We start from the raw sequence: 23,196 nt of genomic DNA on the forward strand, positions 1-23,196 counted from the left end.
AACCCACAAAAAAGACATTTGATCATTAACAATAAAATAAGTGGCATTATTAATCTCGAAAATGCCACGGAGACAGTCTTAATGAGTAAAATACAGCGCGTATTAATTCTTTTTGCGCACCCTTCTATTCACACATCAGAGGTCAACAAACCACTTTTTGAGGCTGCCAGCCATCAAAAAAACGTCACGCTTGTTGATTTATACCAAGAGTATCCCACCTACAATATCAATATCGAAAAAGAGCAGCAGCGTTTACGCGATCACGATGTGGTGATGTTTATGTTCCCGTTGTATTGGTATTCCACGCCCTCTATTTTAAAAGAGTGGCAAGATCTTGTACTCGAATATGGTTTTGCCTATGGCAGCGGGGGTACAGCCCTTAAGGATAAACGCTTTATATGCGCACTCACCGCAGGCGGAGCTGAGCAAGCTTACCGCGCAGAAGGGTTTAATCACTTTACGATTCGCGAACTTCTGCAACCGCTAGAGCAAATGGCCTCGCTCACTGGCATGCAGTATTTACCGCCTTTTACCGTATTTAGTGCGCGCACCGCCGTAGAAGAAAACCGCCTTAGCGAGCATATTCGCTGCTGGCGAGTATTACTGCAGGCGCTAGTTAATAATGACGTTAACCAAAAAGCACTGGCTAAGCACAACACCATTAATGGTTTTATCTGTGAATTAAAAGAGGGGCAGCAATGACAGTCTATTTTGTACAAGCGTTTATTTATTTATGTGCCGCTGTTGTTATGGTGCCCTTAGCCAAGCGCTTAGGGCTCGGCTCGGTACTGGGCTATTTAATTGCCGGTGTAATTATTGGCCCACTCACAGGTTTAGTGGGTCAAGAAACCAACACCATCCAGCACTTTGCTGAATTTGGTGTAGTCATGATGCTTTTTTTAGTCGGCTTAGAATTAGAGCCCTCAGCACTTTGGCAAATGCGCCACAGGCTAATCGGTTTGGGCGGGCTACAAGTCGGCTTAACCGCCGGTATTATTACCGGTATTGCCATACTGCTCGGCCAAAGCTGGACCACAGCGTTGACTATTGGTCTCATTTTTTCACTGTCATCAACTGCCATTGTGTTGCAAACACTCAACGAAAAAGGCTTAAGTAAAACAGAAGGTGGGCGCAGTGCGTTTTCGGTTTTGCTTTTTCAAGATATCGCTGTTATTCCCATGCTCGCACTCATGCCATTACTGGCATTGCCAGAGCTCAAAGAAGCCTCGGCACAACTCGCCGCTACAGCGCAGCAGCATGAACAGCTTAGCTTAGTCGCACATTTACCCAGATGGGCCAACGCCCTTGTTGTGTTAACCACTATTGTAGGGCTGGTCTGTGCAGGGCATTTTTTAAGCCGGCCATTATTTCGCTATATTGCCAACACTGGCTTACAAGAAGTATTTACCGCCGCCGCCTTAATGCTGGTCGTGGGCATTGCCGCGCTTATGAGCTTAATTGGACTATCGCCTGCGCTGGGGGCTTTTTTGGCGGGTGTTGTCATGGCTAATAGTGAGTTTCGCCACGAGCTAGAAGCCAACATCGAACCCTTCAAAGGCTTATTGCTGGGGCTATTTTTTATTACGGTTGGAGCCGGCATTAATTTTGCGCTGCTCAGCCAAAACTTCGCTATTATTCTGGCATTAACGCTAGGGCTTATGGCCTTAAAGGCGTTAATACTACTGGGGCTGGCTAAATTATTTAAAGTACATTCGAGTGACCGCTGGCTTTTCACCTTAAGCCTTGCACAAGCAGGTGAATTTGGTTTTGTATTACTCAGCTATGCATTATCGCATCATGTATTACCAATCGCTGTAGCCCAAACGTTATCGATGGTAGTGGCTATTTCTATGTTCTTAACACCAGCTTTATTTATCTTTTTTGATAAAGTAATTAAGCCGCGCTATCAACGTAACAATACCGAACGCCCAAGCGACACCATTGAAGAAACCGGCACCGTAATTATTGCAGGCATTGGTCGCTTTGGCCAAATCATCAACCGTCTACTCGTCTCTAATGGCGTACCCACCATTGTATTAGATCACCAAGCCGGTCAAGTTGACCGCATGCGTAGCATTAATATTAAGAGCTTTTATGGCGATGCTAGCCGACCCGATCTTTTGCACACCGCAGGTATAGAAAAAGCCCGTTTATTTGTGGTGGCCATTGATGATCGCGCACGTGCGATTGATATTGTGCGCCATATTAAGCATCGCTATGCCCACATAGAGGTATTAGCCCGCGCCTATGATCGCAGCCATCACTATGAACTACAAGAAGCCGGTGCCGACTTTATTATTAGCGAAACCTATAATTCAGCATTGGATATGGGCGGCGAAGCGTTAAAACGCTTAGGCTTACATGCTTTTCGTGTCGAGCAATTAAAAAATAGTTTTAGCACCGCCGAAAAACATCACTTTGACGATTTATTTAATAGCTGGCGTAACGAGGGTGAAAGCCATGCATTTTCTGATCATTATTTACAGTTATTTATGGATATAGAAAAAAAGCTGCTCAGTATTATGCAAAAAGATAATCTTAATCAACACAGCAAAACCGAACGCGGCTGGACACCGCCGCCCAAAGGCTATAATAAAGACCCCGAATAACACTCTGTGTAATATTGATGATTCGCTAGCATAATATGCAGCGGCCAAGCTGAAATCATTCACCTGAGAAGGGTGCTGATGGATGGCTTGAGCGGCCCAAATAACCATTCATTCGTGCCCAATTTCAGCACCTCTGAATCGTTATAGCGAATACTGTAGGCTGTGCAACCACTGGAGTCGGTTTACCCTTTATCACTCCATTACTCAAAGGCAATACCATGCATAAAACTATTTTGATTACAGGCGCAACCGATGGCATAGGTTTAGCTACGGCTAAGACTCTCACTAAACTTGGCCACAGAGTACTATTACATGGCCGCAGCGCGACAAAATTAGCTCAAGCACAAAAGGCCGTCGCACAAGCAGCCAACAAAAGTGACAGCGCAATCGAAGTTTTTTTAGCCGATTTAAGTACAATGGATGCCGTGCGCGCATTGGTAACAGCAGTTTTGGCCAAACATATTCATCTAGATGTGCTTATTAACAACGCCGGTATTTTTAAAACGACTCAGCCAATCACTCCTGATGGCTTCGATGTGCGTTTTGCCGTGAATACGCTAGCACCCTATCTGCTAACACAGCAGCTACTGCCTATTATCCCTAGACAAGGCCGCGTGATAAATCTTTCATCAGCGGCGCAAGCGCCTGTCAATTTAGAGGCCTTAGTCGGTACAGTCAAAATAGCCGATGATTTTACCGCTTACGCACAGAGCAAACTGGCCATCACCGCATGGTCACGCCAGCTGGCAACTACACTCGCCAGTGCCGGCCCCATTATTATTGCGGTCAATCCAGGGTCTATGCTGGGCAGTAAAATGGTACAAGAAGGGTTTGGTGTTCAAGGCGGCGACCTCAACATAGGGGCCGATATTTTGTGTCGTGCAGCTTTAGCCGATGAGTTTTTAGACGCTACCGGCAAATACTTTGATAACGATGCTAAGTGCTTCGCCCCACCGCACCCTGACGCACTAGACAGCCAAAAATCAAACGCTATTGTCGAGACCATAGAGCACCTTTTAAATCCGTCATAACCACCTAGGAGAGGCCCATGACAGTTACCTATGGCAGTTACCTATGACAGTTACTTGGATATTACCTACTATAATTACCTCTCATGACAACCTGTCACAGTCAACCAGCCATAGCCAATCAGCCGCTCGATATCACACTGAATCGAGCGATTATTTTTTCATTCTTTAACCAAGTCAATCAAAACCACCCAACAGAGTGCTTATCAACTATTTCCTGAATATTTAAACCTCGGGCCTTACAAGAAGAGAAAGCTTAGATAGCGCATCGCATACACCAAAAACGGACGATCTGACATAAATAACGGACTTTTTGACTCATAACATCTGCCGTATTGGCTCTATAGTACATCCACTGGTGCAGCACACCGGCCAGCCCAATACTATTATTGATTAACCAATACTCTTAATGAGGAATTTCTATGTCTCGTATTAGCCAAATTTCCATCAAAGCCTTTATTGCCCTAGCTGTATTTATCGGTATGGCCAACGCAGCGCTAGCTGAAACCCCCACAACGCGTAAAGACGGTGTTACCGTTATTCATTTAGATGAATACAATGGTTATTTTGCGGCAAAAGAAACGCTTGCTGGGCTTAAAGCCGGTAAATACGAATTTGTAGTGACCAACAAATCAACTAAATTAGTGGGTTTTCAAATTCAAGATCTAGCTACTAAAACCACTCTCGATAAATTCCCGCTAGAGCCAGGTGAAAAACGTATTTCGGCCGTCACCATTGGTACCGATGGCGTACGTTACCGCTGCCCTATTAATCCAACACCTTGGTACGATGTAGACGGTATTAAGTAAAATAGTACACAGTCACTCTGCGAGTGAATGCCCGCAGAGTGAGTAAAATTCAACCTGCACGAGGCCGTAATGAATAATTCAATAACACCTAATACGACATTGAATAATTTAACTATCTACACCAAAGCCTATTGCCCTTATTGTAAAAATGCTAAAACACTTTTACGCAGCCGTGGTTTTGTTTTTACAGAAATTGACATAGAGCGCAGCCACGCAAAACAAAAAGAAATGATCAAGCGAAGCCAGCGCCATACCGTACCCCAAATTTTTGCTGGCGATACACATATTGGTGGCTTTGCAGACTTAGTCGCAAGGTTTAAAGAATATGATGAATGGGGTGATGCCGCTTAAATGCTCAGAAAATAATCCATCAACACCCTATCAAGTGCAATTTTTCAACTTGATTGAATAATTACAATATTTTTAACACTCAAATACAGAGAGTCATTATGCTTAGTCAAAAACTCAGTGCCGGCAGTGTATTCCCCAGTATTGACGTCACGCTATTATCAGGCGAAAGTGTGAATTTATCTCAACGAGACAATACCGCTCACTGGAAGCTGGTAGTCGTTTACCGCGGTCAGCACTGCCCCTTATGCACTCAATATCTTAATGAATTAGAGCAACACGTTAATGTATTACGCGATACCGGCGTTGAAATTATTGCAGTCTCGGCCGATACCCAAGAGCAGCTGACCAGTCACACACCACAACTACACGTTAGCTTTCCTTTAGCGTATGGTTTGAGTGTAGAGCACATGAAAACATTGGGGCTATATATTTCAACCCCTCGATCAGCCCAAGAAACCGATCATGTTTTTGCCGAGCCCGGCCTTTTTATTATTAATGAAACGGGTCAGCTACAAGTTATTGATATTGCCAATGGTCCCTTTGCAAGACCCAATTTAGCCACACTGGTTGCGGGTATTCAATGGATAAAAGACCCTAAAAATAACTACCCTATACGCGGCACTTTTAATACAGATACTTAAAATAGCAATACTTTTAAATCGATGGACTAACCTTAGCCTACGCTAAGGTTAGTCCAAATTTTAGGCGGGCTTACTCGCCAAAATATTTAAAGCCTCATCGATATACGCTAAACGCTCATTCAAAGAGGCCTCTTTAGGCCTGATACCCAATTTAATGCCCACAACAGGTAAGTGCTTATAGTCGGCAGCATGCAAACATTGATGCATGCGGGCGGCTGTCATTAACGAGCCCTCGGCACCCACACTATTCACCGATTGTTTGGCGTTGGGTTGGTGGCTGTCTTTCCAGCTACCGTATTGCGTGTCGGCACCCGATGCTCCTGAAAACATTACGCCACTCAACACACCCGCTTTACGCGCCTGTTCAATATGCGCTAGTGCGCCATCGGGGTTACGTGTTTCAATGACCGAGCGTCCCCAATTAATGGTAATGCCCATATTGCATTGTAAGGCTGCGTTAACTTCTGTGATCGCTTCAATTTCTTGTGTTAGCGTCAAAAAACCTTTAGAGGGTGCCTGCCCTTTGATCAATGTATCGCAGTGCTCAATAATAATTTGCGTGCCCTGCCAGTCCCAACTTTGCAAGGTCGTTAGCGAACGCTTTAGCGCAGCCACCGATGCCGTCGCTTGAGATTGGTTAGGCGCCGTTTGTATTTGAATAGCCGTAACAACCGGTTTAGCGCAATGAGTATTTAATTTAACAACTGCCTCGCGGGCCTTTTGCATAAACACTAACGCCTGCTCGCGTCCAGCCTCATCTTGTGAGGCTAAACCAAAAGCTCGGTTGTGCTCTAAGGCTGCCATAATACCCGGCACACAGGTCAATACATACTGCCAACTAGGGTCAATATTGGCTAAAAACCAATCATCATCTTGTGCATGTAACTGTCCTAAAAAAGGGTGCTCTAAACCTTTAATACGTTTATCATTTTTTAATGCGGTATAAAACTCACTTTCTAAAGCGGCATTCCAACCATTGCTACAAGGTGATGACGCATAAGCGCCCACGTAGTATTTCATTTTAATTCCTCCATAGTTAATCTAATGATGCCCATTAATAGCCAGTCAAGGGGTGTAAATTTCATGCACGCTGTAAATTCAAACAAAAATAGCCAAACAGTGTAACTAGCCACTTAGCACTTGACCATCAAATCTTTCTAACGATTTAATTTACACACCGTCTAATAATTTTATTGTGAGCGCAAAGCATGATTGTTGAGCTTTTGGCCCTAGACCCATAAAATGATGGGCTCGATATAGATCAATTTGATAGGTTTGAAGATGGGAAAGATCAGCAAGAAGAAGCCCCTAAAAAAGAACGTGCCAGCCACGCCTCAATCACTTTTTAACGAGGCCTTAGAGCGCTATCAGCGGCTCAAACATCAAAACACTCAATTTGCCGATGACATGCAAAGCATGATGGCTCGAATCCTACCTCAAATAGAGCCTTATGAAATACAGTTTTTACAGGCTAAATATCAGCTAACAGAAAAAATTATTCCTTACATGAGTAAAAAAACGCTGCCCGACTATGCTCGTGAAGAACTCCGATTATGGATATTTGACAATTTTGACAATCTTGGCTCAACGCCTTTTAGTGGCGCAATAGACCTAGCGCCACTCATGCAAAACTATGAGTATCACACCAGTTTGCATATTGATAATGCTAATGAAAAACTGTTTAAAAAAATGGCTAATAATGGCGTTAGCGAAGAAGAAATTAATGAGGTTCGATCATTTACCGAAAAAATGAACAACGCCTCTACAAAAGAAGAGCATGATGCCTTATTTGAAGAAGCATTTGGTAACTTGAATACTGAAAATGACCAAAATGATATGAGCGATGAAGATGATTTCTTTGAAAGATTATTTGGTGATGAACAAACATTTACAGAGGATGATTCGACCCATGATACGTCTAACAACCATACCAATGAAGAGCTGGAGCATAAAAAATTAACTAAGTTATTTAGTCAATCAGCAATCAATAAACTTTTTCGCCGTATGAGTCGAGCACTTCACCCCGACTTAGAACAAGACTCCACAAAAAAAGAAGAAAAGCATCATAAAATGGTGGCACTTATTGATGCTCGTGATCAAAAAGATATTGCCTATATATTACAGGCCTACAAAGAGATTTTTGGCCAATTACCCGAATCATTCCCTGAAGAAGATTATACGCAGCTTCTCCCTTTAATAGAGCACATGATCGAAAAAATCAAAAAGCAAAGGCAAGATGTTTTTAATGAAATACCTTTTTCAGAAAACGTTTATACAATGTTTTATGATAAAAACATAAAAAAAGAAAACATTAAAATCAACAAACATATAAAACACTTAGAAGAGCAAGCCAAAGCCATTCAAGAAGAAATCCAAGAAATAAGCAGCATTTCTGCATTACGCGAGCGTATTGCATCGCGAAATTTATCTCGGCTCGACTTCTTTTAGTTTTTAGTCTGTTAGAAGTTTTCTTTCTGCATATTCAGTACACCATCAACCGACATTTTAGTGGCTTGCTCATTACCGGCCAGCAACTTATCAGCTAAGTCACGTTTGTGTTGATGCAAGGCAACAATGCGCTCTTCAATGGTGTTTTTAGCAATGAGCCAGTAAATGGTGACCGGGCGTTTTTGATCCATATGATGAGCGCGGTCAGAGGCTTGTTCTTCGACTGCTGGGTTCCACCAAGGATCCATATGAATCACATAATCGGCTACGGTTAAATTAAGGCCCGAGCCCCCCGCTTTTAAGCTAATCAAAAATACATCGCCATCACCACTTTAAAAGCATTAATCCGTGTTTGTCGGGCTTTTTGCGCGGTTGAGCCATCTAAATATTGATAGCGAATACCCCGGATCGAGATGTTGCTTAATCAACTGTCAATGCCCAACAAACTGGCTTTACGGGCCGCGAGCTTATCTTCGTTGACATTTCCGATAGGAAGCCCATGACGCTCAATAAAGCCCTTAAGGCTACCGAGCCATCCAGGCGTACTAAAGCGGAATAAACTCCAAAGCTCTGTGAGGTTATTTTCTATTGGGGTACCTGTGGTGATTATTTTAAAATACTCTTTGAACGCACACGCCGCTTGAGTACGCTTAGCCATCGGATTTTTTAAGGCCTGAGCTTGATCGGCTACAATCGTGCGCCACTGCACTTTTGATAACAATTGGCTTTCACGCTGCAATAAACCATAACTAATAATCACGCAATCAAACGGTTCCAGCTCATCCAATAATTGTTGACGGTTAACGCTTTGGTAGCTGTCCTCTTTAATACACAAGCGAGTCAACTGCTCCCTATGCTCTACCTTTAAGCCTCGAATACGGCCACCCAAAGAAAAACAATCAGCCTCCACAACACTCACTAATAAGGTATTAAGCTTAGTCACACCAATAGACCGATCAACCATCGCCAATACTTTAAGCACGGTTTGCTCATACTCAGTCAACGATAAATAGGTTTGATAACATTTATCTATTTGAAGGGCAGTATCGGCAGTAATATTCATGAAGTGGTTCCACTAAAGGGTTATATAGGCGTAATGGCGAATAACATGCGACGCAAAGCGTACAATTAAGGTATTTACCGCCTAGAATAACAAAAAAGGAGCCAAAAGGCCCCTCACATATGCATGATAATACCCAAGCAACACCCCGCTCGCGCTGTAAGACTCACAAGCGTATCGATAAGACATTACCCAAGCACCGCCCATCTATAGCCAAACACAACCTCACGCACATAAACCTTACGATGCAAGAGTCAGAGATGGCAAATAGAGCGATCATGTACTGAATTTAGGTATTGTATGCTGAAACACTGCACTTTTCGCTTCAACACACAATATAAGGACAGAGGACATGAATAAATTAAAACTTATTCCATGTCTCAATAAACCAATTAGGTATAGCGTTCACTTTAGCAATTAATTCCTCGCCATTATATTCAGCAATTAATACTGGCTCACTTTGATCATGCGAATTATCAAAAATATAAGCCCTATTAACATACTCCATAGCCTCTGATAAAAGATTAATTGATCTTTTATAGCGACTACGAATTTTATCTTCAGGAACTGAATGCCCACCTTTTTCAACACGTTCTTGTACGCGTACAACATTAATATCTGCAGATTCAGGGGCAATAAAATATAAGTAGGTTTTATAGCCTTGATTTTGAGCATCCTCTAAGAATTTTATTTTACTCTCATGGGACATAACCGTTTCAAAGGAAAAGGATTCTCTAAGCTTAAGTAACTCTTCACGAATATAATTACATATTGCAGAGGCATGATAAGAATTCAATGCGAATCCATTCAGCAGCAAACTGTTATTGTCATAATTAAGCTTAGTAATATCATCGGCTAAACCATGTTTTTTTAAAATACTATGGTTTTTGCAGTATTGTGCTAGCGCCGAATGGTCAATAGTAATATTGTAGTCATTAAAGTTAACGAGGCCTGTAGTATTTGCACTAGCCTCGAATTCATCGGCATTAATAAATGCACCCAACAACCTCGGACCTATCACATTTTTCAGCGTACTTTTACCCGAACCATTGGGTCCGGCAAGCATTCGTAATCTGGGTTGCTTGATCTTCATCTTTTTTGATTGCGCTTCTTTCGCGCACCAATACCCACAAATAATGGCGCTGGAACATCTCCAACTGTTTCAGTCACCACAACCCCATCTTTTAGCTTGCGGTGTTCTAGCTTTCCATTACTCACTACGATAACGCCCGCCTTGCTCTTTAAAGCCTCTAGCTGTGCAGCACGAAAAGCCTGCCTTGCAGCACGCGGTATTTCATTCTCTTTCAATGCTATTTTGATGTGTTCTTTAGGCATTTGAACCTCCAATTATCACGTGCATATAGGTGTTAGTTTAACGCATATAGTAGCCCGAGGTAAGGGGAATTGATCGACTTCAAGTGTAATAGCTTGCAGCACCCACTCAGAGCCTATAAATATAGCTGGAAGGCCGTAAAAACTAAGCATAAGATCATATTATATGCATAAACACAGGTATAAAATCTCACAATGAGTGCAGTAATTAAATATCATGAGTGTGCAGCTAAATCAATATCTTTCATATTCAGCGAATAACATTGTTCCGATATAGTCGCTTGGGTTACTTTAACCCCAACTCCAAAATCATGATTAATTTTATTCACCGCAGCAATAATAATCTTTTTATGTTCAGGTGACATATTACAGCCAATTATCACACACTTTAAAAACTGCTTGGGGTACTCAACAGTATTATTATCAGGCGAATCAACGTTATTAAGCCTCAGTATTCGCCACTCTTTTTCATACTTCCACTCAATACTCTTGGTGAGAATGGCATCTTTCATACGCCCTTTAGCAAACGGACTTAGCTGAGGGCGATCTGCTTTATAACACACCGCCATAGGCACCCAATTATCACCACTATTTAGGCCAGATTTTTCAAAATCATAGCGCAAATCGAATTCAAAACAGCAACCCTTGTGCTGCCCAGCATAATGGGACCACATCAATAAATTATCTGGATTTTTCGTTAAACATAAAACCCGTAGATCTTCGGCATTAATTTTATGGTATTCAGGGCGACTAAAATTATTTGCGTTAGCCATTGTCTCACTGAGTGTAGGCTCTCGGCCATACTGGTTACGAAGCTTATTAGCAAGTTCAGGGTTATCAAAGGTAACTTTACTATTCGCAGGCAAACAATCAAAAGGGTCATTAAAAGCACTGGGCTTATCAAACTTTAAGGTTCCTTTTGTGAGTATACATTTTGCACCTTCAAAATCACTATATTTATAAAATATCCAATCCATGCGCTACTCCCATGATTTTTGCTCCTGCGTAGAAACGAGATAATAACCCCACACCAAAAAAAGCCGTCCAACCACCCACCTCAGACCTTAGAAGGCAGGATGCCGACTAGAGCCTACAGGGAAGTACTTGCGCGTGTCTGAGATGGGTGATTGGGCGGCGACGTATGGCACACCCTCAACCCAAGCCCCAGCCCAGCCCAGCCCCATATATCAAACCCCACAATCCAAAACAAACCAAAAAAAAGGGGCCAAAGGCCCCTGCATTAAAGACAACGCAACGTTAATTTTCAAGTTTTGATAAATCTCGTACGGCGCCTTTATCGGCACTGGTGGCAAAGTAGGCGTAGGCCTTAGGGACGAGGAAAAAATACATTATCCAATAATACTTGTTTTCTACTTCCTCTGCTGCGTTGCTCAAAGCGTTACATGCCCCGGCATGCGCCCCTTCGAGCGCCTTGCCGAGAAAACAGAACTCTACGTCTAATTGGACAAACTATTATTGCCTCGCCCCTTAAGCGCAGCGCTCACTTTACGCGGGCGGGGTTGGGCGGGTTTCCAGCCTTTTTTTGTCTTGCTCTACGCGGCGCGCAGCAAGCTCGTCATCGCTAAATAACACGTTAATGGTGCGATTAGGAATGTCGATTTTTATTTTATCGCCATTTTGCACCAAACCAATGGCGCCACCGGCTGCGGCCTCGGGTGAGGCATGGCCAATCGATAAACCACTGGTACCGCCACTAAAGCGACCATCAGTTAATAGCGCACACACCTTACCCAAACCTTTCGATTTAATATAAGACGTAGGGTAAAGCATCTCTTGCATACCCAGGCCACCTTTGGGGCCTTCGTAGCGCACAATGACCACATCGCCGGCTTTCACTTTGCCATCGAACACATTGGCCACGGCCTCATCTTGGCTTTCGGTAACGTGTGCCGTGCCTTCAAATAAATCCTTTCAGGGCATCCACGCGTCGGGGCGCGTGAATAGCGCCTTTCATACCTGGCTCGGTGGTCAAAATAAAAGTATTAATCTGAATAACCCTCTCAAATGGAAAACAAATAATATCCATTACATTGTAGCGAGCTTAGTAAATGTTTTTGGGTGTGTCCTGAGTGTTAACTTGGTCTCCGATATAATGATTTGTTTACCCCCTTCACCACGCAAATCAAGCTGCTTAGTTGCCTTAACTTTGGGGCGCTTCACTGGCGTTACGCCGTACTTGGTAATTTTTTGGTTCATTTTTTGCTCTCATAGAATCTAACAAGAGCGTAGCTGCTTAGCGGCCACACTCTAATCCAACTTACTCAAAACCCTAACCGCCCCTTTATCCGCATTGATCCAAAACAGGCATCGGCTTAAGTGCTGCGCGAAAAGCGTGCGCGGCAGCATGAGGTATATCATTCTCTTTTAGGGCTATCTTGATGTGTTCTTTCGGCATATCAATCTCCTGTTGTTACTCACACCTAAGCCCTAGTTTAGCGCATATGGTGATCCAAAAGCACAGGGGATTGATTGACGCGCCGGGAGCGCGTGAAGAGTGCCCAAGGATGGCTTGAGCGTGCCTGAACAATCAATCCCCTGTGCAGCAACACGAAAATTACCGAATTAGAAACATTAATCCTCTAACTTAGATAAATCCCTAACCGCGCCTTTATCGGCGCTGGTGGCAAAATAGGCGTAGGCTTTAAGCGCGGCGCTTACTTTGCGTGGGCGGGGTTGGGCGGGTTTCCAGCCTTTTTTGTCTTGCTCTACACGGCGCGCAGCAAGCTCGTCATCGCTAAGTAACACGTTAATGGTGCGATTAGGAATGTCAATTTTTATTTTATCGCCATTTTGCACCAAACCAATGGCACCACCAGCTGCAGCCTCGGGTGAGGCATGGCCAATCGATAAACCACTGGTACCGCCACTAAAGCGACCATCAGTTAATAGCGCACACACCTTACCCAAACCTTTCGATTTAATATAAGACGTAGGGTAAAGCATCTCTTGCATACCCGGGCCACCTTTGGGGCCTTCGTAGCGCACAATGACCACATCGCCGGCTTTCACTTTGCCATCGAGCACATTGGCCACGGCCTCGTCTTGGCTTTCGGTAACGTGTGCCGTACCTTCAAACACATGAATACTCTCATCCACACCCGCGGTTTTTACCACACAGCCATCTAAGGCAATATTGCCATACAATACGGCTAGGCCACCTTCGGTGCTAAAGGCATGCTCATAACTGTGAATACACCCGTTAGCGCGATCAGCATCGAGTGTGGGCCAGCGAGTGCTTTGGCTAAACGCCGTTTGCGTGGGAATACCGGCTGGGCCTGCTTTATAAAAATTCATCACCTCGGGTGATGGGCTGCGCATAATATCCCACTTATCGAGCGCGTCTTTCATGGTGGGGCTGTGAATAGTTGGGCATTGGTTATGAATTAAACCCGCGCGATCTAGCTCGCCCAAAATACCCATAACACCACCGGCGCGGTGAACATCTTCCATATGGTAATCGGGCGAGTTGGGGGCCACTTTGCTGAGCTGCGGCACCTTGTGGCTCATGCGGTTAATGTCTTTAAGAGTAAAGTCGATCTCGGCCTCTTGGGCAATCGCCAACAAATGCAAAATCGTATTGGTTGAACCACCCATAGCAATATCGAGGGCGATTGCGTTTTCGTACGCCTCAAAGCTACCCACATTACGAGGTAATACGCTGTGTTCGTCGTTTTCGTAATAACGCTTGGTAATATCGACAATTAAGTGGCCTGCGCGCTTAAATAATTGCTCGCGGTCGGCATGGGTGGCGAGCATACTGCCATTGCCGGGCAAACTTAAGCCCATAGCTTCGGTTAAACAATTCATTGAATTAGCGGTAAACATACCCGAGCAGCTGCCGCAGGTTGGGCAAGCGCTGCGCTCGTATTCGGCGACTTTTTCATCACTGGCGCTATCATCTACGGCGATGACCATAGCATCGACCAAATCGAGCTTTTTATCACTGAGCTTGGTTTTACCAGCTTCCATTGGCCCGCCGGATACAAACACAACAGGAATATTTAAGCGCATAGCCGCCATCAACATACCCGGGGTAATTTTGTCACAGTTAGAAATGCACACCATGGCATCGGCGCAATGGGCATTGACCATATACTCTACGCTATCGGCAATAATATCGCGGCTTGGCAAACTATACAGCATACCGTCGTGGCCCATGGCAATGCCGTCATCTACGGCGATAGTGTTAAATTCTTTGGCCACACCGCCGGCGGCTTCAATTTCGCGGGCCACCAACTGGCCCATGTCTTTAAGATGCACATGGCCAGGCACAAACTGAGTAAAAGAGTTAACCACGGCAATAATCGGCTTTTGAAAATCGTCGTCTTTCATGCCTGTGGCACGCCAAAGGGCGCGGGCACCAGCCATATTACGGCCAGCAGTGGATGTTTTAGAGCGATATGTTGGCATGAGAACCTCGGTAGTGGCACAGCCTGCGATAAGCCTTTAAGCAATAAATAACTAACGCAAAGCCAATATAATGTAAAAACGACGAGAATAGTAGCAAATTTGAAAGATTATTGCTCAATAGCAACACCCTAAATACAAAAAAACCCAGCCGTAGCTGGGTTTTGGGGTTAACGCGATGGCTTGCGTTTAAGTGTAGCGCGCGTTTGAGTGTAGCGCTTAGTCCACCAGCATGATCGAGCCAAAGACATCGGCATTTAAATAACCTTGGTTATTCTGATGCCCTGGCGTATCGACCGAGCTCATAAAATGCTCGCGACCGCCATTGCCGTCGTTATCAATGTAGCTCGGTGAAAAGCCCATCACTTTACCGGCGGTCAATTTAACGCGAGCGGCTACCTCTTCGCTTGCTACATAACCATTGTGATCGGCAAATATTTTTACACGAACCTCCCACATATGACGAGTGCCTTCGGTATTGATTGCCGCCGTGATATGGGTTTTATAATTACTACCGCCATTATCTTCAACCACTAAGTTATGACTAATATGATAAGCAAAAGCGTTATAGCTTTGATTGTGGGGACCACCACTTTGGTCTTCATCAATAAAGAGCTCAACGGTATCTTGCTGATAATATTGACCAGATGTGTTGATAATGTCATCGGTAATATCGAACAATAAATACAGGTAGTCTTCATCCCATAATGCTTTGTACTTACCGTTAAAGTCAGCATCGCTGCTGGGCTCGCTTAAGCCTTCAAATTTCCATGCAACATCCATGGCCATCCACGTTGCGCTAGCCCAAACGCCATCAACGTCGCCGTCAATCACAGGAGCCACCGCGGCTTTAGGCGCGTCATAGTGGTTGTTTGCATCTAAAACAGTGCCATCATCAGCAGGGAAAGGCGACGCCGAACCTTCGCTTGAGCTTGAGGCCATACCGCTAGAGCTCGCCGGTGCTGTACCGCCGCCACAACCAATGCGCTCGGTTGAGATGACAATATCATCAAACATCATATGGCTTGTCGAGGCGCTAAAGCCGTGCCAGCCTAATAACACCAAATTAAAGGCGCCCTGCATAAACTCGCTGCCTGCACCATTTTGCCAAGGAGTATCGCCACCGATCTCGATAAGCAATTCATCATTCATCCAAGCGGTGACTTTATCGTCGCCTTCGGTGTGAATGCCAACCTCGATACAGCTCCACTTATCGGCAGGAATCAACGTTGCACTATGATTGGCAGTGGCTTGACCAGAAGGCGCTAAATCGTCTGGTTGACTGGTACCAATACCCAAACCTTTTTTCACTTCACCAAAGCGGAACTCAGCATCGTTAGAGCTATAAGGTGTTTTTTGAGTTGCTATAAAATGTGAGTGGTTAATACCACTATCATTGCCTAGCGCACGCGAAGGCTTAACCATAGCGCGAATATAAAGCTGGGTAATAGACTCAGGGTTAGCGGGTTCATAAGCAATAAAGCTGGGCGCTTGACCGCCAATATCTTTCACCATAACCGCTTTGCCGCCATTACCTGCCACAACCGAGACATCATTGGTGTTGGGGTTTTGCTGACTGTAGCGATGATAAAAGCTCCAATTTTTAGGCAAACTACCAATGCTATCGCCTTCAAAATCATCTTGGAATAAAACAGCATCGGGGTTGCCAACGGTGCCGGTACTCGAAGCAGCACTCGAGCTTACCCCTACGCTTGAGCTTGCACCCTGACTAGAAGACGACTCTTCGATCACATCACCTGATCGCGGCTGACGCTGTGCAAAAACCCAATCCCATAGCTCTGGGTTGGTATAAGCACGGGCCCAAATATTGTGAATAGCATCACTGGGGTTGCTATCGGCAGGGTCATCGTCTGCTAAGTTTTGCGAAGGGATATAGGTTGTTTGCCATGCGCAGCCGCCTTTATTCGCGAGCGAGGCTATTGCAGCTTTAGCTACACTGTAGCTATTGGTTGCATCTTCTTTACCGTGATGAGACCAAACAGGCACTTTATAGTCGGCCAATGTTTGTAGTGATGTATCGCTTAAAGGATGGCCGGCCAACGGAATAGCCGCGGCAATGAGATCTGGACGGCGACCGGCAATATCCCAGCTGCCACCACCACCCATAGATGGGCCTGTAACATAAATACGCGCAGGATCAACTTGCTTAGTAGCAATTAAGCGTTCAATAACAGCTTCGACGGCTGCACCATAAGGTGAGCCCTTACCGTTAAGCTCAGCAGCAAAAGCACCGTAACCATTTGAAGCCCACTCGGCACTACCAAACGCGCATTTTTTACCACTAGGCGCCTTAGCATCACAAAAAGGCGCAAAGATATAAGCCGGTTTGTTCTCACGATTTTCTGGTGTTAACAATGACTGGGAAGAAGCAAAAAATGATTTAGCATGACGGTTATCCATAAAAGGGGTATCCATGGCCTCAGAGCCACCGTGTAAATAAACCACTAACGGATACAAGCCCTCCGGATTACCTTCTGCTTGGAAAGGCTCGTGTAGCGCCCAAGCCATAGATACCTCAGCGGTTTCAAAGCGAGGCTGCTCTTTCATATATTCTTTAAAATCGGGGACCACATCATTGTCGTGGTTAGTTGCGTGGGCATAGGCCGGAGGCCAAGCGCCGCCGGGCACCTCAAGTGCTACCGGACCTTTAGGGCACGATGTACGCGGAATAATAGCGCCTAGCTCATTTGATGGCACAGAGCTGCTCATTTGCGAAGAGGCTTCTGAACTTACTGAAGAACTGATTGAAGAGCTTTGCATAACCGAGCTAGAGCTTACGGCAACACTTGAGCTGCTAGCAACGCTTGAACTACTCACAACACTAGAGCTTGCTGGCGGCACGCTGCTGGGTGCGCTAGAGTCTGCCGTGCTCGACACGGGCATAGAGCTTATCGCGGCACTGCTACTCGTCGCCGTAGAGCTCACCACCGAAGATGACGACACTTGAGGCTGTTCGCCTTTATCGTCCGACACACAGGCCGACAGGATTAATGCCGAACTAAAAAGTAGTGCGGGCTTAACCGCTCCCACTAATCGCATTCCATTCGTAAGTTTGTTGTACATTTTCATACCTGATATAAGGGGGGGGTTGGATATTTTTGCACAGTGCGCTACGCAATACTTTATACGTTATTTGTTAGAGCGAGTAGCCATGATATTAAACACTTAACACTAAATAGTTTTTAAGACTTTAAGCTATTGCTACTGTACTAAAAAAAAGCATAAAAAGCTGCTAGTAGTCGACGTTTATCACACTTAATATTCTATTTTTGCACAGTAATGTTACAGGCATAAAAAAAGCGGCGCCTAAGACTACCGCTTAACAGCACTTGCGTACTTGAGCCGTATTACAGCGCTGGCGGTATAATGCGCACATTCACTACATACTCAACCGCTTTAATGGCCTCGGCCAATTGCGCGCTCGGCTGCGTCGCCACATCAATAATGTTATAGGCTAAGTCACCGCGGCTTTTGTTGACCATATCCACCACGTTGACTTCAAAGGCTTTAAATACTGATAACACATTACCCAATACACCCGATACATTGCGGTTACTAAAAGTCATGCGATGGCCGGCGGCAGTGCCCATATTAGTTGCTGGAAAGTTGACCGAATTTAGAATATTGCCGTTTTCTAAAAAATCGCGCAGTTGGCTTGCTGCCATAATGGCGCAATTTTCTTCGGCTTCAGCAGTGCTAGCGCCAATATGCGGCAACGCAATCACATCACTACGGTTAAGTACTGATGGCTCGGGAAAGTCACACACATATTTGCGCAACTTACCGGTATCGAGTGCGGCTAAAACTGCTGCCGTATCCACAATGGCCTCTCGCGCAAAATTGAGCAAAACCAAACCCGGCTTGGCTGCACCTAAGCTATCGCTATTGATCAAGTGCTGGGTGGGCGCTATTGCGGGGACATGTAATGTGACATAGTCACTCACCGCTAATAAACTGGCGAGGTTTTCTTTGCGCTCTACCTGTGCTGGTAAGCGCCATGCGGCCTCGACCGATAGCGCAGGGTCAAAGCCCGCTACTTTCATGCCCAGCGCCAGCGCCATATCGGCGACCATCGAGCCAATTGCGCCCAACCCCACAATGCCCAATGTTTTGCCAGTTAGCTCACTACCGGCAAAGCGTTTTTTTTCGGCTTCCATTAACTGGGCCATTTGCGCAGCACTGGTAATGTGAGTTTGACTATTCGCAAAATCACGCCCGCCTAAAATATCACGCGCCGCTAACGACAAGCCCGCCAGCACCAACTCTTTTACCGCATTAGCATTAGCCCCTGGCGTATTAAAAACTACAATACCTTGCTCGGTATAGCGCTCAACGGGCAAATTATTCGTACCGGCCCCCGCTCGCGCAACCGCCAACAAACTTGCCGGAATAGCCTCATCATGCAATTTATGGCTACGCAAAATATACGCATCGGGTTGCGCCAGTTCTGGTCCCACTCGGTAAGGGCCCTGACCCAACAAACTCAAACCTTTTACTGAAATTTTATTGTACGTTTTAACCTGAAACATGCTGCCTCCAATGTACGCACCTTGGCTATTGCTAGCGGGCACGCGCGATGAGTTCGTAAACGAGCCAAACGCAAACCGATACATCGGGTCAAACGACTGGCAGTGAATGTTTTGCGCTGGCTAGCGCTTTTGATGCATGACAACGGCTGTCGGATTATTTTACAAAACAAAAAAATACCATAACGCCAATTAACGTAAAACTTTGATTTTTATTGCCTTTTTATTATTGGCAAAACTTGTGCAGTATAAAACTTACCCGGTTAACAGCTGCAGTTGAGCGGGTAATAGTGTTTTTTTGATTTGCCTCTACCTTTTGGGTAGGGGCCTTTTTATACCATGATTTTGAATATTGCTAACAATTGAATCAATAGCTCAATTAACGTCACTCTTCAGAGGTACCGAAATTGGGCTCTCATGAATGATGACCTAGGCCGCTCAAGCCATCTATGGGCGCTTAAATTACAAGAAAATAATCATCAGTATCCTATCAGGTGAATTTTTTCAGCTTGACTGGACAGCTATCCATTAACAAGATCAATAAAAACAGCTATAAAACGTTAATAAAGACACCGATAAAAAGACAAAAAAATACCGCAAATTATTGCGGTATTTTGATCATCACATCAGCCTACAATTTTTTTATAGGCCCATTCAATCCAGGGCATTAATAAAGCCACATCACTGGTCTCTACCGTTGCACCGCACCAAATGCGAATACTCGGTGGCGCATCGCGGTAGCCGCCAATATCATAAGCCACACCTTCGGCATCCAACAATTTAACAATTTGCTTAACCTGCTCAGGGCTTGCATCAAGCGTTAAACATACGCTGGTAGTGGAGTGGGTTGCTGGGTCTTTGGCTAAAAAGTCGATCCACGGTGTTGCATCAACAAAGGCGGCAACGGCCTTATAATTTTCATTGCAGCGCGCGATTGTTTGGCTAACACCGCCAATAGATTCCACCCACGCTAACGCCTCAAGGTAATCAGCAACGGCTAACATCGAGGGTGTATTAATAGTTTCACCCTTAAAAATACCCTCAATTAATTTACCACCTTTCGTCATACGAAAGAGTTTAGGCATCGGCCAAGCTGGGGTGTACGACTCCAATCGTGCCACCGCGCGCGGGCTTAAAATAAGCATGCCATGACCGCCTTCGCTGCCTAGCACTTTTTGCCAAGAGTAGGTCACAACATCAAGCTTTTCCCAAGGCATTTCCATTGCAAAAACAGCGGATGTTGCATCGCAAATCGTTAAGCCTTCACGGTCATCAGCAATCCAATCACCATTTTGAACTTTGACACCCGAGGTAGTACCGTTCCAGGTAAATACAACATCATGCTTAAAATCAACCTCACTTAGTTGAGGCAGCTCGCCATAATCGGCTTTAAAGATACGGGTGCTTTCAAGCTTTAGCTGCTTAATAATATCCGTCACCCAGCCCAACCCAAAAGACTCCCAACCGCATACATCGACAGGCCGCTGGCCTAGCAGTGACCACATGGCCATTTCTACAGCACCCGTATCAGAGCCCGGCACAATGCCAACGCGGTAACCTTCTGGTAAACCTAAAAGCTCAGCGGTTTGACGACACGCTTTACTGAGCGCCGCTTTACCCACACTCGAGCGATGCGAGCGGCCAATTGTGCTTAGATCTAAATGGGCAATATCGTAACCGGGATGACGACTACAAGGGCCAGAAGAAAAATTAGGGTTTAATGGTTTAGCTTGGGGCTGCATGCGCATCCTCTACTTCATTAATATTAATAAGGTCGGCCACAACAATGCGCCGAAGTGGGTTGGCAAACTTAACAAAAGGCAATTTTTTGCAAATACATTTTTTTGCAAATACAGCTTTTTTGCAAATACAACTTGGAGCAGGTAAAACTTGGAACAGGTAAAACTTTAACAGATAAGACAATAGATAGAACAGCGCGTCAATGGGAGCAGATCACCGCCAATGTAAGCCATTGGCGCAATAGCGGCTCAATACGAATAAGGGGCAGTGGCCTTGTCAGCCACCAGCCCTTAACAACAGTTAGTACAATTTTGCGTAAAGCTTTTGCAAATAAGTAATCGCCAGTGGGTCACCTTTACCCACCACCGAAAGCACATCCATGTAAATACGCTTAATTTCACCCTCTTTCGCGTTTAAATCTTTATTGAGCACAGTCCATAAAAGCTCTAATGCTTCTTTGTAATGATGGTGCTGGGAATATTGCGCAGCCAGTGCCTGTACAACATCTAAATCGTTGGGGCTGGCCTGATACTTGGCTTCAAGCTCTTCAATTTCGGGGGCTTTAGCGGCATTTTGTGCCAGCTCCAACTGTGCGGTTAAATGATGATATTCTTGCCCTTGATCCACCATTTTTACACCCGCCAATAATGCGCTAGCGTCTTCTAGGCGGCGCGCCTTAATAAGGCCACCAATCAAGGCAAAAGTCACTTGTATATCTTGATTAGAATCGGTATGGGCGCTGCGTAGCTGAGCAATACCTTCGGCAAAGTTTTCGGCTTCTATATTCGCGAGCCCTTGCTCCACTACCGCCAGCCAGGGCGCCGGTAAGCACTTGTTGAGTAGCTCGGTAATGGCTTGCTCGGTTTGCGGGCCTTGTAAACCATCAACAGGCTGCCCTTGGTTCATCACCATAATCGTTGGTAAACTTTGCACGCCAAATTGCTCGGCCAGCTGCTGTAACTGCTCGACGTTCACTTTAGCCAATAAAAAAGCGCCATCATACTCGACAGCTAAACGCTCTAAAATGGGCAGCATTAACTGACTTGGCTCGTCCCAGCTAGCCCAAAAACTCACTAGCACAGGGCGCACCGCAGACTCATCAATTAAGTATGGCTTGGCGTTTTCATAGGTAATATCAATACTATTTACACTGCCAGCATCGCCAGCTATATCGGTCGGTAAGTCCACAAGGGTCTCCAAGAGTTTTGCACTAGTTTAGTTACACGGGCTAAGTTGCACGAGTTAGATGCACCATTTAATGCGCCCTAATAGGCAAAAATCAAGCAGCAAGTACAGTCGTTTGATTTATAATCACCCTTAAATTCTCAAAGGCGGTACCGTGAACAGTCATTCTATTGGCAAAATATTTCTCCATTTAAGCTGGGTGCTAGTACTGGCGGGCTTAATCATGCTGTTTAATCAACTGATTAGCCGAAAAACTAACCCCAACCAAAACCCAGATAGCCAAACCCAAAATGGAGTAACCGAGGTTATTTTGCGCCGTAACAGTCAGCACCATTATGTCGCTAATGGGTTGATCAATGGTAAGTCAGTCACTTTTTTAGTCGATACCGGCGCAACGAATGTCTCGATCGGTGCAAATCTTGCGGAAAAACTTGGCCTTAAGCGCGGCTATCAAGGTACCGCCTACACCGCTAACGGCACCACAACCACCTACGCAACTACCCTCGCAACACTCAGCCTTGGCGACATTCAATTTAACAATGTTCGCGCAAGCATTACGATGGGTATGCAAGGCGATGAAGTATTACTTGGCATGAGCGCACTCAAAGATGTTGAGCTGATTCATAAAAATGGTGAGCTAACCATGCGACAATACGCACAATAATACACACGCCAAAACACACCACACCTTTTCAACGAATAAGTGATATTTATGAGCAGTGAAGTTTTAGTTATTGTCATTATTTTGGGCGCTATTGGCGCTAGTTTGTTTTTTATTGGTTGGCTATTTAGCTTGCTCACCGCACTGGGCAACAAAAGCTATATTTTTGGTATCGCTATACTGGCGGTTATACCGGCGCACATATACTGCGCGCTACATTGGGGCAAGGCCTCGCATGCAGGGAAAATGCTGTATACCGGTACCTTGCTGCTCCTGATAACCGTCGGAGTTTTTGCCTACCATGACTTCGCAATGTTTCCGCCACCGGATAACGCCCATTAAAAGCGGCGCACCTCT

General features: G+C 45.1%; 20 protein-coding genes and 2 pseudogenes. 9 read left to right on the forward strand and 13 right to left on the reverse strand.

The features are described 5' to 3' along the window. The 6 genes from AC438_RS04000 to AC438_RS04025 form a co-directional block, all read left to right on the forward strand. Positions 1-702 (forward strand): NAD(P)H-dependent oxidoreductase (locus tag AC438_RS04000; protein ID WP_238376313.1); only part of this gene is annotated, 702 nt, incomplete at its 5' end. Then, positions 699-2,609, forward strand: coding sequence for a monovalent cation:proton antiporter-2 (CPA2) family protein (locus tag AC438_RS04005; RefSeq protein WP_053979987.1), 1,911 nt, complete (start codon positions 699-701; stop codon positions 2,607-2,609). The genes AC438_RS04000 and AC438_RS04005, both read left to right, overlap by 4 nt. A gap of 218 nt (positions 2,610-2,827) precedes the next feature. Then, positions 2,828-3,640 (forward strand): SDR family NAD(P)-dependent oxidoreductase, encoded by an 813-nt coding sequence (locus AC438_RS04010; RefSeq protein WP_053979988.1) that lies wholly within the window; start codon positions 2,828-2,830, stop codon positions 3,638-3,640. Between the two features lie 419 nt (positions 3,641-4,059). Further along, on the forward strand, positions 4,060-4,446 hold the full coding sequence (locus AC438_RS04015; RefSeq protein ID WP_053979989.1) for a hypothetical protein: 387 nt from the start codon (positions 4,060-4,062) through the stop codon (positions 4,444-4,446). Between the two features lie 69 nt (positions 4,447-4,515). After that, entirely contained in the window at positions 4,516-4,797 is a 282-nt protein-coding gene (gene grxC / locus AC438_RS04020; protein WP_053979990.1) for a glutaredoxin 3, read from the forward strand. Between the two features lie 98 nt (positions 4,798-4,895). Next, a complete protein-coding gene (locus tag AC438_RS04025; protein ID WP_053979991.1) occupies positions 4,896-5,438 on the forward strand; it encodes a redoxin domain-containing protein in 543 nt (180 codons plus the stop codon). 60 nt (positions 5,439-5,498) lie between these two features. Here AC438_RS04025 and AC438_RS04030 read toward each other — a convergent pair whose 3' ends face one another. Continuing rightward, positions 5,499-6,458 carry a DUF4862 family protein gene (locus tag AC438_RS04030; RefSeq protein WP_053979992.1) on the reverse strand — a complete coding sequence of 320 codons (960 nt, stop codon included), beginning with the start codon at positions 6,456-6,458 and terminating at the stop codon, positions 5,499-5,501. 261 nt (positions 6,459-6,719) lie between these two features. Between AC438_RS04030 and AC438_RS04035 the strand changes: the two genes are divergently transcribed. Continuing rightward, positions 6,720-7,886 carry a hypothetical protein gene (locus tag AC438_RS04035; protein WP_156316992.1) on the forward strand — a complete coding sequence of 389 codons (1,167 nt, stop codon included), beginning with the start codon at positions 6,720-6,722 and terminating at the stop codon, positions 7,884-7,886. A gap of 11 nt (positions 7,887-7,897) precedes the next feature. On the opposite strand, the pseudogene AC438_RS17065 reads toward AC438_RS04035, so the two are convergent. The 12 genes and pseudogenes from AC438_RS17065 to AC438_RS04100 form a co-directional block, all read right to left on the reverse strand. Continuing rightward, positions 7,898-8,203 (reverse strand): annotated as a pseudogene (locus tag AC438_RS17065) (helicase-related protein); the annotation flags it as partial. Positions 8,204-8,310: 107 nt separating this feature from the next. Further along, complete coding sequence (locus tag AC438_RS17070) at positions 8,311-8,949, reverse strand: SNF2-related protein (protein ID WP_053979995.1); 639 nt, start codon at positions 8,947-8,949, stop codon at positions 8,311-8,313. A 358-nt stretch (positions 8,950-9,307) separates the two neighbouring features. Then, complete coding sequence (locus tag AC438_RS04050; protein WP_156316993.1) at positions 9,308-10,012, reverse strand: ATPase; 705 nt, start codon at positions 10,010-10,012, stop codon at positions 9,308-9,310. A 23-nt stretch (positions 10,013-10,035) separates the two neighbouring features. After that, positions 10,036-10,281 carry a hypothetical protein gene (locus tag AC438_RS04055; protein WP_053979997.1) on the reverse strand — a complete coding sequence of 82 codons (246 nt, stop codon included), beginning with the start codon at positions 10,279-10,281 and terminating at the stop codon, positions 10,036-10,038. A 212-nt stretch (positions 10,282-10,493) separates the two neighbouring features. Beyond that, positions 10,494-11,255, reverse strand: a complete 762-nt coding sequence (locus AC438_RS04060; RefSeq protein ID WP_053979998.1) for a DUF2971 domain-containing protein — start codon at positions 11,253-11,255, stop codon at positions 10,494-10,496. Positions 11,256-11,735: 480 nt separating this feature from the next. After that, positions 11,736-12,204: pseudogene (locus tag AC438_RS04065) on the reverse strand (dihydroxy-acid dehydratase); the annotation flags it as partial. Between the two features lie 120 nt (positions 12,205-12,324). Then, positions 12,325-12,495 carry a hypothetical protein gene (locus AC438_RS04070; RefSeq protein ID WP_053980000.1) on the reverse strand — a complete coding sequence of 57 codons (171 nt, stop codon included), beginning with the start codon at positions 12,493-12,495 and terminating at the stop codon, positions 12,325-12,327. Between the two features lie 375 nt (positions 12,496-12,870). Further along, entirely contained in the window at positions 12,871-14,709 is a 1,839-nt protein-coding gene (ilvD, locus tag AC438_RS04075; protein WP_053980001.1) for a dihydroxy-acid dehydratase, read from the reverse strand. A 216-nt stretch (positions 14,710-14,925) separates the two neighbouring features. Further along, positions 14,926-17,790, reverse strand: a complete 2,865-nt coding sequence (locus tag AC438_RS04080) for a sugar-binding protein (RefSeq protein WP_162230694.1) — start codon at positions 17,788-17,790, stop codon at positions 14,926-14,928. A 284-nt stretch (positions 17,791-18,074) separates the two neighbouring features. Continuing rightward, complete coding sequence (locus AC438_RS04085; protein ID WP_053980120.1) at positions 18,075-19,256, reverse strand: phosphoglycerate dehydrogenase; 1,182 nt, start codon at positions 19,254-19,256, stop codon at positions 18,075-18,077. Positions 19,257-19,879: 623 nt separating this feature from the next. Further along, a complete protein-coding gene (locus tag AC438_RS04090) occupies positions 19,880-20,995 on the reverse strand; it encodes a phosphoserine transaminase (RefSeq protein ID WP_053980003.1) in 1,116 nt (371 codons plus the stop codon). Positions 20,996-21,293: 298 nt separating this feature from the next. Next, on the reverse strand, positions 21,294-22,181 hold the full coding sequence (locus AC438_RS04100; RefSeq protein WP_238376314.1) for a tetratricopeptide repeat protein: 888 nt from the start codon (positions 22,179-22,181) through the stop codon (positions 21,294-21,296). Between the two features lie 151 nt (positions 22,182-22,332). Here AC438_RS04100 and AC438_RS04105 point away from each other — a divergent pair, with 151 nt between their 5' ends. Together AC438_RS04105 and AC438_RS04110 are read left to right on the forward strand one after the other, a co-directional pair. After that, on the forward strand, positions 22,333-22,842 hold the full coding sequence (locus AC438_RS04105) for a retropepsin-like aspartic protease family protein (RefSeq protein WP_238376315.1): 510 nt from the start codon (positions 22,333-22,335) through the stop codon (positions 22,840-22,842). Positions 22,843-22,890: 48 nt separating this feature from the next. Next, positions 22,891-23,181, forward strand: a complete 291-nt coding sequence (locus AC438_RS04110) for a hypothetical protein (RefSeq protein ID WP_053980006.1) — start codon at positions 22,891-22,893, stop codon at positions 23,179-23,181. Positions 23,182-23,196 lie beyond the last annotated feature (15 nt).

This window comes from Marinagarivorans algicola (assembly GCF_001292705.1).
Taxonomy (GTDB): Bacteria; Pseudomonadota; Gammaproteobacteria; order Pseudomonadales; family Cellvibrionaceae; genus Marinagarivorans; species Marinagarivorans algicola.

What these genes read in the sequence shown, in the direction of transcription:
- AC438_RS04055 (WP_053979997.1), bottom strand. Translation starts at nt 10,281, where the DNA reads ATGCCTAAAGAACACATCAAAATAGCATTGAAAGAGAATGAAATACCG.
- AC438_RS04050 (WP_156316993.1), bottom strand. Translation starts at nt 10,012, where the DNA reads ATGCTTGCCGGACCCAATGGTTCGGGTAAAAGTACGCTGAAAAATGTG.
- AC438_RS04090 (WP_053980003.1), bottom strand. Translation starts at nt 20,995, where the DNA reads ATGCAGCCCCAAGCTAAACCATTAAACCCTAATTTTTCTTCTGGCCCT.
- AC438_RS04025 (WP_053979991.1), top strand. Translation starts at nt 4,896, where the DNA reads ATGCTTAGTCAAAAACTCAGTGCCGGCAGTGTATTCCCCAGTATTGAC.
- AC438_RS04085 (WP_053980120.1), bottom strand. Translation starts at nt 19,256, where the DNA reads ATGTTTCAGGTTAAAACGTACAATAAAATTTCAGTAAAAGGTTTGAGT.
- AC438_RS04070 (WP_053980000.1), bottom strand. Translation starts at nt 12,495, where the DNA reads ATGAACCAAAAAATTACCAAGTACGGCGTAACGCCAGTGAAGCGCCCC.
- AC438_RS04005 (WP_053979987.1), top strand. Translation starts at nt 699, where the DNA reads ATGACAGTCTATTTTGTACAAGCGTTTATTTATTTATGTGCCGCTGTT.
- ilvD (WP_053980001.1), bottom strand. Translation starts at nt 14,709, where the DNA reads ATGCCAACATATCGCTCTAAAACATCCACTGCTGGCCGTAATATGGCT.
- AC438_RS04035 (WP_156316992.1), top strand. Translation starts at nt 6,720, where the DNA reads ATGGGAAAGATCAGCAAGAAGAAGCCCCTAAAAAAGAACGTGCCAGCC.
- AC438_RS17070 (WP_053979995.1), bottom strand. Translation starts at nt 8,949, where the DNA reads ATGAATATTACTGCCGATACTGCCCTTCAAATAGATAAATGTTATCAA.
- AC438_RS04060 (WP_053979998.1), bottom strand. Translation starts at nt 11,255, where the DNA reads ATGGATTGGATATTTTATAAATATAGTGATTTTGAAGGTGCAAAATGT.
- grxC (WP_053979990.1), top strand. Translation starts at nt 4,516, where the DNA reads ATGAATAATTCAATAACACCTAATACGACATTGAATAATTTAACTATC.
- AC438_RS04080 (WP_162230694.1), bottom strand. Translation starts at nt 17,790, where the DNA reads ATGTACAACAAACTTACGAATGGAATGCGATTAGTGGGAGCGGTTAAG.
- AC438_RS04015 (WP_053979989.1), top strand. Translation starts at nt 4,060, where the DNA reads ATGTCTCGTATTAGCCAAATTTCCATCAAAGCCTTTATTGCCCTAGCT.
- AC438_RS04010 (WP_053979988.1), top strand. Translation starts at nt 2,828, where the DNA reads ATGCATAAAACTATTTTGATTACAGGCGCAACCGATGGCATAGGTTTA.
- AC438_RS04110 (WP_053980006.1), top strand. Translation starts at nt 22,891, where the DNA reads ATGAGCAGTGAAGTTTTAGTTATTGTCATTATTTTGGGCGCTATTGGC.
- AC438_RS04030 (WP_053979992.1), bottom strand. Translation starts at nt 6,458, where the DNA reads ATGAAATACTACGTGGGCGCTTATGCGTCATCACCTTGTAGCAATGGT.